12 protein-coding genes and 1 other annotated feature are annotated in these 14,887 nt (G+C 42.6%); all 12 genes read right to left on the reverse strand.

Annotation, left to right across the window (positions count from 1 at the left end; genetic code table 11):
- Nucleotides 1–57: 57 nt before the first annotated feature.
- The 12 genes from K401_RS0105935 to rpmG all read right to left on the reverse strand — a co-directional run bounded on the left by K401_RS0105935 (nt 58) and on the right by rpmG (nt 14,706).
- Nucleotides 58–4,233 carry an Ig-like domain-containing protein gene (locus K401_RS0105935; protein WP_024292097.1) on the reverse strand — a complete coding sequence of 1,392 codons (4,176 nt, stop codon included), beginning with the start codon at nt 4,231–4,233 and terminating at the stop codon, nt 58–60.
- Between the two features lie 330 nt (nt 4,234–4,563).
- A complete protein-coding gene (locus tag K401_RS0105945) occupies nt 4,564–4,779 on the reverse strand; it encodes a hypothetical protein (protein WP_024292098.1) in 216 nt (71 codons plus the stop codon).
- A 259-nt stretch (nt 4,780–5,038) separates the two neighbouring features.
- On the reverse strand, nt 5,039–7,252 hold the full coding sequence (locus tag K401_RS0105950; protein ID WP_024292099.1) for a DUF6273 domain-containing protein: 2,214 nt from the start codon (nt 7,250–7,252) through the stop codon (nt 5,039–5,041).
- Between the two features lie 2,125 nt (nt 7,253–9,377).
- On the reverse strand, nt 9,378–10,097 hold the full coding sequence (locus K401_RS0105960; protein WP_024292100.1) for a polysaccharide deacetylase family protein: 720 nt from the start codon (nt 10,095–10,097) through the stop codon (nt 9,378–9,380).
- Nucleotides 10,098–10,639: 542 nt separating this feature from the next.
- Complete coding sequence (locus tag K401_RS0105965; protein WP_024292101.1) at nt 10,640–10,843, reverse strand: cold-shock protein; 204 nt, start codon at nt 10,841–10,843, stop codon at nt 10,640–10,642.
- 258 nt (nt 10,844–11,101) lie between these two features.
- Nucleotides 11,102–11,470, reverse strand: a complete 369-nt coding sequence (gene rplL, locus K401_RS0105970; RefSeq protein ID WP_024292102.1) for a 50S ribosomal protein L7/L12 — start codon at nt 11,468–11,470, stop codon at nt 11,102–11,104.
- Nucleotides 11,471–11,587: 117 nt separating this feature from the next.
- On the reverse strand, nt 11,588–12,091 hold the full coding sequence (rplJ, locus tag K401_RS0105975) for a 50S ribosomal protein L10 (RefSeq protein ID WP_024292103.1): 504 nt from the start codon (nt 12,089–12,091) through the stop codon (nt 11,588–11,590).
- A 59-nt stretch (nt 12,092–12,150) separates the two neighbouring features.
- Nucleotides 12,151–12,294, reverse strand: a sequence feature (ribosomal protein L10 leader region).
- A gap of 40 nt (nt 12,295–12,334) precedes the next feature.
- Entirely contained in the window at nt 12,335–13,030 is a 696-nt protein-coding gene (gene rplA / locus K401_RS0105980) for a 50S ribosomal protein L1 (RefSeq protein ID WP_024292104.1), read from the reverse strand.
- Between the two features lie 162 nt (nt 13,031–13,192).
- The gene (gene rplK / locus K401_RS0105985) at nt 13,193–13,621 is read right to left on the reverse strand and encodes a 50S ribosomal protein L11 (RefSeq protein WP_024292105.1); all 429 of its coding nucleotides are present in this window, start codon (nt 13,619–13,621) and stop codon (nt 13,193–13,195) included.
- A gap of 85 nt (nt 13,622–13,706) precedes the next feature.
- Nucleotides 13,707–14,222 carry a transcription termination/antitermination protein NusG gene (gene nusG, locus K401_RS0105990; protein ID WP_024292106.1) on the reverse strand — a complete coding sequence of 172 codons (516 nt, stop codon included), beginning with the start codon at nt 14,220–14,222 and terminating at the stop codon, nt 13,707–13,709.
- A 23-nt stretch (nt 14,223–14,245) separates the two neighbouring features.
- The gene (secE, locus tag K401_RS0105995) at nt 14,246–14,449 is read right to left on the reverse strand and encodes a preprotein translocase subunit SecE (protein ID WP_024292107.1); all 204 of its coding nucleotides are present in this window, start codon (nt 14,447–14,449) and stop codon (nt 14,246–14,248) included.
- Between the two features lie 107 nt (nt 14,450–14,556).
- Entirely contained in the window at nt 14,557–14,706 is a 150-nt protein-coding gene (gene rpmG, locus K401_RS0106000; protein ID WP_013271142.1) for a 50S ribosomal protein L33, read from the reverse strand.
- Nucleotides 14,707–14,887: the final 181 nt, after the last annotated feature.

Consider the following 14,887-nt stretch of genomic DNA (forward strand, 5'->3'; position numbering starts at 1 on the left):
ATTTTCCTCCTCTTCTCCCCTGCTAAAAAAGCAGAGGAGATATGTTTTCAAAGTGTTTTACTGTATCCATTGCCCCTTCTCATTTACCATAAAACCATCTGGAGTAACAGCATTGATTAGAAGTTTCCCTCTCGTTCCATCAGAAACCGAATTAAAATAATACCAGACTCCTTCTGCAGCATACCCTGATTCACCGGATATGTATTGCCACCCGGTAAGCATCTGTCCCTGGGTTCCATCAGAAGCGGCTTTTAAGTAATAAATATTTCCGTCTGCATCCGTGTACCACCCCGATACCATAAATCCATCTTTATCAAACCGGAACCAGGAGGCTCTTTCCTGATCTCCTGTTGCATATGGATTGCTGATATAGGCCCATTCATCTGTGTACGTCCGCTCTGAGGCAAAGATCCATTTCCCATTTGCTGTCTGCATCCAGGTTCCTGTCACGGCTCCAGCTGGAGCTGCCGGTCCTTGGGTGTTCCCTGCGGTTGTCACTCCCATGGAACGGGAACCGCCTCCACCACCAGAAGAACCTTTACCGCCTCCGCCTCCGGAAGAACTGCTGGAAGTGGTGTTATCTATTACTTTAAAATTAAGAGTTACCGTCACCGGATCAGACATTTTCTCATCACTGGAAACTGCGTAAATCGTATCTGTTGTGGTTCCGATGTATGGAGTCTTTGCCATGGCCTCCTTGATCCAGCTGGCTATAACCTCCTGTTTCTCATTTAGTACTACCGGGATCACATTTCCTTCCTGATCCACCGTAAGTATTCCGGCATCAGAGGAACGCCATAAAACATTCTTATTCTCCTGGCTTCCTGAGTAAATGGAAGCATTAAATTTCTTACCTTCAATCCCATTCCAAGTGAGGACTGGATTATTCCTCTTTCCTGTTTTTGTAAGCACAAGGTCAAAGTTTTCGCTCTCACGGTCTGCCTCAATACAATCTGCCTGGAAAGTTAATGTCACCTTACAGGAAGCGGCTTTCTGGCTATCTTTTGTTGTAGCTGTGATCTCCACGTTTTTTTCTGCCCGGTATGGTGCCATTAAAAGTGCTTCTTTGATCCAGGCTGCCCCATCAACCGAAGTTATATTTCCTTCCTGATCCACCCTTACCGCTTCCGGATCGGAAGAGGTCCAGATAACGTTGCGGTCATAGGGCCTATGATCTAGGGTATCCTCCACCTCAGGAAAAACGGCTGCAGATAGTTTCTTTGTTTCAAAGCCAGTCTTTTTAACGGTTTCAGAATGAATATCCCCGGCCTTCTGATAACCAAGACTGTAAATGAGTGTCGTTTTATCCAGGGTGATTCCTTCTGGAATAATACGAGTATGATCATTGGTAACAAATTTTACTGTTACCTGACATGAGGCCGAAGCCTGATTTCCCAATTTATCCTTTCCATTTACCGTAATAATCACATCCCGGCTTCCGGCTCCGGATATCTTTGCATACTTATCATTCTCCCGGATTCCGTTGTCGGTTGCCATGATATTCCTGATCCATGCTGAATCCTTTAAGGCTGAAACTAATGCTTCCCGGTAACCTTCTTGATCCTGGGATACGAAAACCACTGCCGGATCCGAACTTGTCCAGGTTACCTCATCCCTTGAGAAAAAGTCCGGTGAAAAGGTGGCTGTTAATGACTGAGGAACCGTTACTGTTACCGTTTCCTGCGGATTGATCCGGTCACCGGTTAATTTTCTTGTTATGGTAAGGTTAATGGCCTGTTTATCAAGGACCGCCCCTTCTGTTGCTACCAGGGTATTGTCCAGGATCTGGAACGTAACATTGACCCGGCTGTTTGCCGTACAGGGTTTTCCTTCAAAAGAAGCAGAGGGCCTGGTCTGAGCTGTCAGGACCGCAACGCCGCCGTTTTGATGCCCAGCTCCATAAATCGTATTGGGAATTTTATACTGGTAGTTCCCCTCCGCCTGTACTCTTTCTGCCTCTTCTATGATGCTTGTAAAAAAAGAGGAGGAGAGATTTACAGAAAGGCTGGCGGATTTTGCTGTATAGCCATCAGTTTCCTCATCATCATTCTTTGCAAGACTGATCAGCTGTGGATCATCAATGCTCCACTTCACCCGGCCATCCACCACATCATTATTGGCATCAATGGTAGCTTTGATGTTCACCGGCTGCACTTCGGTTCCCTGCTCTAACACCCCATTAATAAAACGTGCAAGGAGCTTCCCTTCTTTATCCCGGATCTCCGTAATCTTTATCGGATTTTTTCGGTTTCCGGTCCTGGTCTGGGTCACTGCAAAGGTATAGTTTTCCGGCTCTACCTTGATGGATACAGCCACCTTTTTATAGACCGCTGATACAGTGATATCTTCTTGCGGCATGGTAAAGGTGTAGGCATGGCTCCCATCTGAATAGGTTGTACTTTTCTTTACCCCTTTTCCGTTGGTATAGGTTGGCGTTCCTTCCATCTGGAACTTTTCTGTATCCGTATTTTTCGGGGCTGTTGTTACGCTTACCGTTGTACCGGCTGCAATAGCTCCACGGTGTTCCTTATTAAGCGGTTTGGAGTACTGGGAGTTTCCCCTTACCTCCAGGGTGGCAACATCATAAAAGTTCTGGCCATTTGCTATCGTGTCGATCTGGTTCACATTTAGTAAATATCCTCTTACCGGGCGGCCCAGGAAATTGGGGGCGAAATGGTCAAGGGTGTAATCCCCGCTTTCCTCGTCCACGACCGTCAGGATGCCATCTTCTAACTCCTCATAGAAATACCGGTCTGAGATGGACTTTTTCGCTCCGCCCTGTACCAGGGTGTAATATAAATCCCCGGTATGCCAGTAGCCTACATGGGCAGCATAGGTGTAGTCATTATCATCAGGTATTTCCGATCCGCACACATTGGCACTGATCTTACTCTCAGAATCCGCAAATAAATAGGCTACATCTTCAATGTAATTAAAGTTTGTTGCAGCTCCCTGTCTGGTTCCGATGAAGGTCCCTTCCCTCGCTAAGGACCCAAGCTGGGAGTTACCAATGGTACCCTCAAACCGTGCCACCTTTATTTTCCCCGCTGCATATCTTCCGGTGATACCTCCGATGGCCGTTGAATGGTAGCCGCCAATGGTTCCGCTGACACGAGTATTGTAAATATAGGCTGCATTCTGGTATCCTACGATTCCGCCAATATAGCCGGTTCCTTGAATTCTGGCCGTGGTTCCGTCTCCGGTGGAAACATCAGAGTCTACGATATAGGAATCAGATGCGATCCCGGCGATTCCTCCGGCATAGATCACATCCGTTCCGCCGGCGGCATCAATCATCACCTTTTCACAGGTAGCATTTTCAATGACAGTTCCGCTGATTTCCCCGGCAATCCCCCCGGCAATGCCGGTGGAACGGATGTAGGCGTTTTTCACGGTAACGTTCCGGATCCGGGAATCTTCCGCATATCCTGTCACAACTCCGGTTCGGTCCTTTCCCTTAATTTCGCTGCTATCCGGGATAATGGTTACGTCATGAATTTCTGCATCCGTAACCACCCCGAAAAGTCCCACATTGTTATAATTGGCAAAGGATGTAAGCTTTAAGTTCTTAATAGAATAGCCTTTTCCGTCAAACTGGCCACTGAAGGGATAGGGGACCGCACCAATGCTTTCCGAGGAATCCCGGTAAAAGCCGATGGGAATCCAGTCCACTCCCTGTAAATCAATGTTTCCGCCAAGGGCAAAGTAGCATCCGGAATAGTCACCGGCATACATCGTTCCCCCAGCTTCCGGGACCATCATTCCCATGGCTGCCAGCTCCGAAAGGCCCATGAGCTGTTCCCGATTCTTGATCAGATAGGGCTTTTCTTCCGTCCCCTCTCCCTGGATTCCGCTTAAAAACTCAAAGCTGGTTTTTCCTGCCCAAGCATCCCAAATATCTCCCAGAGAGCTGGAGGCGGCTGTTACCGCCATTTTAGCTGCAGGAATGACCATTTCCGGAGGTTCCTTTGGCACCTCTTTCGCCTCGGAAGGGGTGGCCTCCTTTAAATGTTCCTCCTGTTCTAAACCGGTTTCCAATTCTCCGTTGTTGTTCTTTTCCTCCACCTCCTGATTGACTTCTGTATCCCGGTCCGCTTTGGAGGGGGTGGATGTCTGAACTGCTTTTTTTATGGTCTGCCCATTCTCTGCATAAGCAACCCAGGTTGGCACCGCTGTTATTACCAAGGCTGTACACATAGCGTATGCCAGCCCTTTTGTAATTCCTTTTCTCATTGTTCCTCCTTTATCTCTGTGTTTTGGCACGCCTCAAATACAAAGGCCTAATCAGCCCATTTGGTGTTTTATTCGTTTTCTGCTACTTAAAATGCATACTGCCTCTGAAAAACGCTGCGCTTATTACCAGAGAGGTACATAACATGCATACCATCCCTTTGCTCATTGTTCCATCCCTATCGGAGCAAGCTCCATTTTTATATACCAGAGGCCCATCAAAAGTTCTTTCATCTGGGTATATGAAACCATATGGTTTCTCTAGCTTTGCTGGATCTACTTACAAAATTGGTCTGGTCTCCATTCTGCAAGGTAAAGTAGTACCGCCTATTATCAGTAAACTGCCAGCCGGTAAGCACCTTTTCTATATCCTTCCATCGCCTTTATATCCTCCCATACTTTATAAGATAAACCGGACCATCTTGATTCTGTGGGTGGAAAACGCTTATAAGCAGAATGAGTCAAATCATAGCATTCGCCATCCAGATAAATGAATTCAAACTTCCAGAAGTTCCTGTCCGAATAGGATGTTTTCCGGTAATATTTCAAAATCTTTCATGGCTCCATTCTTTCAAAATTTCTCTTTGCTTCGAAAAACGTTGAATCTGCTTAATAAGGTGTAACCTCAGATGAAGCAGCCTTTTCATCCTTTACACTTTGTTCTCTAGTATTTTCTCAGCTAATCCTGCCGCTCTCTATCCTCCCATTCCTTCTGTTTCGAATTTACCGCAAAAACACGGCCAAAGATAAACCGGATAATACTAAAACAGTGATACCGAATAAAATAATAATCTTCATAAAATCCCCCCTAACCTTGTGCAATCGCCATAGCCGGCCTGATACCAAAACCTGTCTCTTTCACGTTAACCGGCTGAATGTTGCCATCTACCAGGCTGACCGCATAGATCCCATCTCCATAAAGGAATTCATCCAATCCACCATCCTGTGGGGTGCGAAGATAATATCCTTTAGAGTAAGCAGAAACTTGTGATTCCGGATTATTGGTTTTGCTCCCGTTGAACTTCCAGAGCACATCCCGGTATTTAAGAGCCTCATCCACGGACAAAATAAATACCCTGTCCTGCAAAAGCTGGAACACTTCTTTCCCAGCCATCAGGCTGTTATCATTTATCTGCTCATACGCCCCTTTCCATGTCGCGCCTATGTATGACCCGGTAATTCCAATATAAGTTTCATGGAGAAAATCATCTGCCGCATGATCCAGAAGCCATTCCCGGATATTGGAGTACTTATAATTATTATTAAATCCAAAGTTAAGCTTCATTGATGTCCCGTCAATATCCGACCTTATCACATTGTCACAAAGGAACAGCGCCATTCGCTGGCTGTTACCCATGGTATCTTCATAATCATCATCAATACAGCGGAACAGATAAATCTTATTTCCAATGGTCCGGGCCTGCACATCTCCAATGCGGTATTGCACGGCTTCCGGCGTTTCGTTGGCCGTGTTGTAACAAACATCACAAGATCCGTCATGATCCGCATCCACATGTCCGGTCGCTGGCAATATCACGGTTTCTTCCTTTCCGCATTTTCGGCACCGGATCGTTTCATGACCGTTTATCATACATGAGGCATTAACTTTATCCATAACCTGATAATTGTGGTTACAAATGCTTTCTTCATAAGTTTTTTCAAATCCCACTCTCATAATCGTGTATTTCTCATAAGCTATGGTAAACTCATCCACAATCAGTTCAGACAGATTCTTAATGTTCTGAAATGTCTGGCTTATAATCACGGTACTTGGCACATGCCCCTTTGCAATGAGATAAAACTCCTTCCGCTCCACACCGTCTGCCATTGATACCAGGTTAAGAAGTCTTTCATTGCTTTCCTCTATACTTTTAGTAATGATCTGCTGGTCTGATGGCTCCCTGCCACCAAGTCTAAAATCTGTTTCTTTTGCAACCCCCAACCACCTTTTCAGCTTGTCTTTGTTCTCCTGATCCGGGTCTCGTTCCTCCGGAAGATGGTCTCCTTTCTCGAATTCAATATAATATTTCTGTCTACCATTTCCGTTTACAATAATACTCCATGGACTTGAAACCATAGAATGATAATAATAACCGTCGCCGCCTAAAATAGATTCCGGAAAGTCAATAACAAGCTGTCTTCCCTCCTCCGTCTGTCCCTTTTGAGACCTAAATATCTCATTGCTGTGATTTCCCTTCTCTACAAAGCAGAGATTCCAGTCAACTTTCTGAGCCTCTGAGGGAGAGGCCGGGATTTCCTTCTCATAGTAGATGTTCAGGTTCATAGAATCGCCAGTCAGTTTAAAGCTTTCTCTCTGTCCCTTACACAGATGATACCCATTAATGACCGGTTGAATGATAATGATCGTTCTCCCTTCGGTTGCCACACCAGTTACGGTATGTAGTATTGTCTTATCAATAATATCCATATATCGCACCGTGTACCTATACTGCTTTTCTTCCGCATCTGGTTCCTTCATATCCTCCGGGTTTTCTCCCGGTTCCGAAATTTCCTGATTAATTTCCGGCTCCTGTTCATCAATCTCTGAATTCTGCGATCCATTCCCCGGCCTGAAACTACTCCCCTTTCCTCCAGATCCGCCTCCTCCTGAACTGCCTCCTCCTGAACTGCCTCCTGAAATTTTATTTGCCGATGCTGATCTTTTGACAAATACTGTCTGTACCCCTTTTCCAGCCACATACTGTATCGTACCGTTGTCATCGATCCATGCTCCGGAGGCATCTACAAAATACCCATCCGGAGTCCTTTCGCTTAGGTACATAGCTCCCTCAGGATGATTAGCTCCAGGTTCATCAGCCAGATAATAACAACGCCCGTCAATCCATTGCCAGCCGGTGAGCATCTTTCCCTTTGACTCATCCGATGATGTATTAAGAAAATACCATCTTCCTTCAATCATTTGCCAGCCAGTGGCCATATAACCAGTATCATCAAAGTAATACCATGCCTCATTAATCAGCTTCCAGGCATTCCTTTCAAAGGTCTGGTCTTCTTCATACAACCAATAACTTTCCTTTTGTACCCATGCCCCGTAACTCGGCATCGGGGTACTTATTGCCGCCAGGACTGTGCTCAATAGAACAAAACATTTTCTTTTATTCATTGCAAACTTTTATCACTCCTTTTATTTATTTTTTCTCTGGTTAAACCAACTCTTTTTCTTTAATAAAACCCTCAAATACTAACTTAACAACTTTCAATCGCAAGGAAATTTTTGTACTAAACATTGCAGATCAATGCACAGTAGTATTTGCGGCTGCTAGAGTAAGAAAGTGCATAATAACTCTCTTAAAAAAAGTAGTCTCCTGGAGAAAAGCTTTATGACCATTTTGTTTCAAACTTATAAATAATAATTATGGAAAAAAAACGGCGGAATAAATAACCTAAAGAGGGAATACTCGATTGTGTATTTCCCAGAATGACAGGTATTCTTAATATGTTAAAGTATATACCTTTTTAATAAATCAAAACTTCAATATTTGTTATATAAACAATAATCTGCTACAACATTATTCCAGATATCCAAATAAATTAATTGTTATATCAAATCATTTTCACATATCAGCAATTTAATTCCAATAAAAAAGCTGATTTACTCAAATTGATACTTGAAAACACGTTCCTTTTAAAAAACACAACAACACAATGTTTTTCAATCAGTATCATACCCTACGGGATATAGGAATTCTATTTTCAACATCTGGTTCTTATTATTAAAAAGATGTCTTTCTAAAAATAATAATAATATTAATATTAAATTAACAAGTTCAGAAACTCATTAAACTACTATTAACCTTATCTCAAAAAACTAAGGAAAACTCTTATAAAATCTTTTATTATCACCCTGTAAACGCTATAGCATAAGACACTTAATGCACAGATAAAAAGGTAAAGCAAAAATGGAATATGGAGATATGAATTAGAAATCAGAAATACAAATCAAAAGATAACATATTAAAAATAAATTGAGAAAATATAGAAATAGGAAAATCCTTCCAATACTCTTCAATGGCAACAAGGCATTTGTTCCTTTCAGAACTAATTTCGTAAAGACATAGAAAATAAAAATAGAATTATCAAAAATAAACTATGACGCCATTACACTCTCATATAAAGTATAATCTCACATAAACCCAACAATATTTTAAGAAGGAATTTTTGTCGATGACGACCTGAAAGATCAAATGATTACCGCAGAATGCGCTTAATAAATACAACTGTATACCACACAAATTGAAAAAGAATTTAGCCAGGTCTTTTTCCCAACAGAATATAAGGATTTTCATGAACCACCAGAAAGAACAAATAACCTTCCAGTTCTCCAATCATGCTAATGCGAGTCCTCCCTTATAAATCCGGATCTATCCATTGGACACCTTATTTAGAAAAAAACTTCCCACAATGCAAAGAACCGTCTAACCATTCATCACATCAAACAGTAAAAGAATTTAACCAAACTGCTTATTTATTGCACCGACAACTGTATGCCGCGCAGGGAGCTTTCGACCTATAAGCACAGTATACAACAAACTGCACAGAAAATCAACATGCTCATTAAGAATATGTAAAAGCTATATTCTGAAAACATCTTCTTGTTTTCAGAATCGAATCCACAGGGCAAAAAACTCCCCATTTATTCTCACTTACTCTGCTAGTTAGGATAGTTATATTATGAAAAAAGGAGGTTTTCAGAATCAAATGCACGGGTGCAAAGAGATCCCCTTTTATCCTTACTTACTTTTCATGTTCGGATAAGCTACATTATGAAATCAAAAAGATGTTTTTATAATCAGGGGGGCAGGGCAAAGTACGACCCTTTTATCCTCACCTGCTTTGCAAGCTCAGATAAACTATATGATACCAACAATATATACTTATTCCGCAAATACAAATCATCCCAAATCAAACATAAAGTTAAAAAGCAAAAAATACCCTGGCAATACCCACTCTTATGATTCCACCTTCTATCCCTTTCCCGAAACTTTCTGAAAAGCATATAGAATCCTCATGAAAAAATCGCCGGCCAACCGACCCCCTTAATATTCAAAGCCTCAATTAGCTCAGCTTCCAAAAAATCATACAACCCCAAAGGTTTCACAAACCACGAACTCTATAGCTTATTCCTCTTAATCCACCAGCAGCTCATCAACGGTAACAAAGGTATATCCCTGCTTCGTCAAAGTATCGATCACCTCCAGGGCTGCCTCCACTGAAGTCGGATACACATCGTGGAGAAGGATGATGTCTCCAGGCTCTACATGTTTTACAATATATCGTACCACCTTTTTGGTATTCTTTGATTTCCAGTCAAGAGGATCTAAGTTCCAGAGCACCACCGTCATATTGGTGGTACACTCCAATTCCTCCGTCCATGAGCCATAAGGCGGACGCAAATACTGAGGTCTCACTCCGGTAATCTCTTCTATCTGCTGGTTATTCTGTTCAATCTGCTGGCAGGCAGTTCCTACCGACTCCTTGCTCATCTGAACATGAGAATATCCATGGTTTCCAACTAGATGTCCATCCTCTTCCATCTGCTTCACGATGGCCTCTTTCCCTTCCACATTTTCACCAAGAAGAAAAAATGTGGCATGGACCCCCCTTTTGCGGAGCCCGTCAAGAAGCCTCGGCGTATAAACAGAATGAGGGCCATCATCAAAGGTCAGCGCTATCTGCTTATCTCCGGAAAACTGCCTCCTGACCTCATCAACTGCTTCATCGTCCGCTCCTGCAGGAAGAAACAGGGTATTCTTTGCATCCGTGTACGACTGATGCATTGCTTTCACAAAAATGATATCCAGTATAAAAACAACCAGTAAACAGGCTGCTTTCCATTTTATTTTCATAATCCCATTAGTCCAGCTTTCTGCCATTATTAATCAATCTATGGAGATTTACGGAAAAATAAAACCAAAACATTTCTGTCTTTTTCTATCTTTTCCCTTAAATGCCCCTAGAATCAGGACATATCCACTATACCAAAGAGAATTTTATACACAATCTTATTGCGCCATATCAACAGAACATGACCTTTTATAAATAACCCGGACTTATAGCGCAGCCCAGACCTTGTCGTAAATCAAATAACAGGGATTTATCCCTCCATCTTCCAGCCACCACACACCTCCCCGAGCGTACCTGTACTCTGCCTCCTGCCTTCATCCTGTCTTCACTCTATTCCCACACATATGACACGTACAGACGCGTTTTAAAGCACCTCTCAACACCTAAGAAATTCAAAACAACAAGCCTTTAAAAAGATCCTAAAATAACCTTCCAAAATAAAAAAACGGGGCAGATTATATTTTCCCAGGTAGAAAAGAAAAGGACTGCCCTCATTCTAAAATGAGAGCAGCCCTTAAAGCTTACATATAAATCGAAGCTTTTATTAAGCCATGCAAACGTTAACTGCCTGCAGACCGCGGTTTCCTTCTGTTGTATCATAGGTTACTTTCTGGCCTTCTTCAAGAGTCTTGTAACCATCAGAAACGATGCCGGAGAAATGTACGAAAACTTCCTCGCCTGTTGCGTCATTTACGATGAAACCATATCCTTTAGCACCATTAAACCATTTTACTGTACCGTTGTTCATAACGTGTACCTCCTATAAAATAAAAAATATTTGATATATCGCCTGAAACAAAAAATCACATATTTTTGTAAATCATCATCCGAAAATAATGACTTACAAAAATATGTGAAATCATAACTCCATTCGATAATACACCTACATTCTAACCTAAATTTACAAAATTGTCAAGACTATTCTGTTATCTTACACAAAGAAAGGACAGGATCCTGTCCCTTTTTAAGAGGTACAAATCCTGTCCAAAACAACCCAAAAGTATAATTACTTTAAAGTAACTTTTGCGCCTTCAGCCTCTAAGGAAGCCTTGATCTGCTCAGCCTCTTCCTTGGAAGCGCCAGCCTTTACTACCTTTGGAGCACCGTCAACTACGTCTTTAGCTTCCTTTAAGCCTAAGCCGGTAGCTTCACGAACAACCTTGATAACCTTAACCTTGTTTGGACCAACTTCGGTTAATTCAACGTCGAATTCTGTCTTCTCTTCTTCTACTGCTGCAGGACCTGCTGCAACTACTACGCCTGCTGCTGCGGATACACCGAATTCTTCCTCACATGCCTTTACTAATTCGTTTAATTCTAATACAGATAATTCTTTGATAGCTTCGATAAATTCAGCTGTTGTTAACTTTGCCATGATAATATACCTCCGTATTTAATATGTTTATTTTTAGAAAGTTCGAATCACCTTTGGCTCCTCGAACGGCTGATTTTCTAATCTCAAGCGGGTCTTTGCCTGCTTTTATTAAGAAAATTATGCCTCTGCCGCTTCTCCGCCCTGAGCATCTGCAATCTGCTTGAGAACGCGGGCAATGTTTGTGATAGGAGACTGCATGCTTCCAAGCAACTTTCCAAGAAGGATCTCTCTGGAAGGAATGCTGGAGATCTTCTCCATACCCTTTGCATCATAGTAAGTGCCTTCTACAACGCCGCCCTTGATTTCCAGAGCCGGAGCTGTCTTAGCAAATTCAGCCAGGATTCTTGCCGGAGCTGTTGCATCTGTCTTGGATACAGCGATTGCTGTAGGTCCCTCCAGATTTGGATCCAGAGCTTCAAATGCGGTACCCTGAGCTGCAAAACGGATCATGGTATTCTTATATACCTTGTAGGAAACACCGGCCTCTCTTAATTTCTTACGAAGCGCTGTATCCTGAGCAACTGTGATACCACGGTAATCTACAACTACCGCTGACTCAGCGCCGTCGAGTAATTCCTTGATCTCGCTTACAACTGGCTGTTTTAATTCAACTTTTGCCATTATGGTTTACCTCCTGTTTAGTCTGAACCTCCCGGTTGCCTGGGAAGCCCGCTCGTATAAACCGCAAAGAAAAACCTCTCCGCCGGATGGACAGAGAGGTCTACAATTCATTTACATAAAATGATTCTTGTACATTCCTCGGCAGGCGTTTACACCTTATGCCTCACGGCACCTGCTGTCTTCGGCAGTTAATACTGAAATATTATAACATTATTTATAATCAATGTCAATCACAAAACAAAATTAGTTCATTAACTTTGCTACGTTCAGCTTTACACCAGGTCCCATGGTGGAAGCCAGTGTAACACTCTTTAAGTAAGCACCCTTAACTGTACTTGGTCTTGCTTTGATGATTGCATCAACAAGCGTCTGGAAGTTGTCCGCTAACTGTTCTTCTGCGAAAGAAGCTTTTCCAACTGGCACGTGGATAATATTTGTCTTATCAAGTCTGTACTCAACCTTACCAGCTTTGATATCGTTGATTGCTTTTGTTACATCCATAGTAACAGTACCAGCTTTTGGGTTTGGCATTAAGCCCTTTGGTCCCAGGACACGTCCCAGACGTCCAACAACACCCATCATATCTGGTGTAGCAACAACTACATCAAAATCCAGCCAGCCTTCGTTCTGGATCTTCGGAATCAGTTCCTCAGCTCCAACATAATCTGCGCCTGCAGCCTGTGCTTCATCAGCCTTCGGGCCTTTAGCGAAAACTAAAATACGAACAGTCTTACCTGTACCGTGGGGAAGTACAACCGCACCACGGATCTGCTGGTCAGCGTGACGTCCGTCACAACCGGTTCTGATATGAGCTTCAATGGTTTCATCAAATTTAGCACTTGCATTCTGCTTAACTAAAGAGATTGCTGCTGGTGCATCGTAGAGAACAGAACGATCTACTGTTTTAGCTGCCTCTGCGTATCTTTTTCCTCTTTTCATTCTAAATAACCTCCTAGTGGTATTGTCGGGGATTTTCCCTCCCACGTTCTTAAAACTACATCAACTGCAATATTATTAAGGAAGTCCGATTCGCCTGCCGGCTCACCGAACCGCTGATTTTCTAAATTTAGGCAGCGCTTCCGCCTGCTTTCTTTAAGAAAATTATGCCTCTACAACTGTGATACCCATACTTCTTGCGGTACCGGCAATCATGCTCATAGCTGATTCAACGGATGCTGCATTTAAGTCTGGCATCTTCAGCTCAGCGATTTTCTGTAATTCAGCCTTAGTAATTGTAGCAACCTTTGTCTTGTTCGGAACTGCAGATCCGGATTTGATCTTGCAGGCCTTCTTAAGTAATACAGCAGCCGGCGGAGTCTTGGTTATGAAGCTAAAGCTTCTGTCAGCGTAAACAGTGATAACAACTGGAATGATTAAATCTCCCTGGTCAGCTGTTCTTGCGTTAAATTCCTTTGTAAACTGTACGATGTTTACACCATGCTGTCCAAGTGCCGGACCTACAGGAGGAGCTGGTGTAGCCTTTCCTGCTGGAATCTGCAATTTGATATATCCCGTTACTTTCTTTGCCATAATTAGGCACCTCCTAAATAAATGTGGTATTGTCGGGGATTTCCCTCCCACGAGCCTATACACCGGTATAAGCCGCTTTTACTTGTTACATCTTTTTCACTTCGCTGAAATTTAATTCCACCGGAGTCTCCCGGCCGAACATCTCAACGCTCATGGTGATGGTTTTCTTACCTTCGTTGATGGACTTGATAGCACCAACGGTATCCTTCCATGCACCGGAAGTTACCACAACGGTATCTCCCTCTTCAAAGCCAACGATGATCTCTTCGTTCTTGAACCCAAGTTTCTCCATCTCTTCTTCTGTCAGAGGAACTGGTTTTGATCCAGGACCTACAAAGCCTGTCACTCCACGGGTGTTACGTACCACATACCATGTGTCGTCATTCATGACCATGTGAATCAGTACGTAGCCGGGAAACATCTTTTTATCGGCCTTCTTCTCAACGCCATTTTTCAGTTCAATGACGGATTCTAACGGAACCGATACTTCCAGAATCTGATCCTGCAAGTTTCTGTTTTCGATTGTTTTCTCAATGTCAACTTTTACTTTGTTCTCATAACCTGAATAGGTATGGACTACATACCAATTAGCTTCTGACATAAACTCACCTTAACCCTTACGAATTATAAGACAAAACTGAGACCAAACTTGATGATCAGATCAATAATCGCAATAATCAATCCTAAAGCAATCGCTGATGACATAACAGCGATCGTCTGCTTCGTTACGGTTTCTTTGTCAGGCCAAACAATTTTCGCAAACTCAGTTTTCAGACCCTTAAAAAAGTTCTTCTTCTGAGCACTCTCGTTGTTCACTGTATCTCCCATAATTTGCCTCCTAATGAAGTAAGCGGATATGCTTGCATATCCAGTCGCTTCACAAATTCAAGGTTGGAAGACGTCTTTCTTTCAACCTTCACGTCCTTTACAACTGATTACTTTGTTTCCTTGTGCATCGTATGGCTCTTACAGAATCTGCAATACTTCTTTGTTTCCATTCTGTCCGGATGAGTCTTCTTATCCTTGGTCATGTTGTAATTACGCTGTTTGCATTCAGTACATGCCAGTGTGATTTTTGTGCGCACGACTTCCACCTCCACTTAAATTTTCATTGTTGTGTTTTAAGTCCTTTTCTCTGCTGCAAGCAATTTTGAGCATAAAAAAAAGACCTAAGCTCTTCCATTCGCCCAATTACTATAACACACAGGCCAGGATTCGTCAATCTTTTTTTATGAAAAACTATGGTATTTACGGTATTTCGCCATT

It is taken from the genome of Lacrimispora indolis DSM 755 (genome assembly GCF_000526995.1).
In the GTDB taxonomy this organism is placed as follows: Bacteria; Bacillota; Clostridia; order Lachnospirales; family Lachnospiraceae; genus Lacrimispora; species Lacrimispora indolis.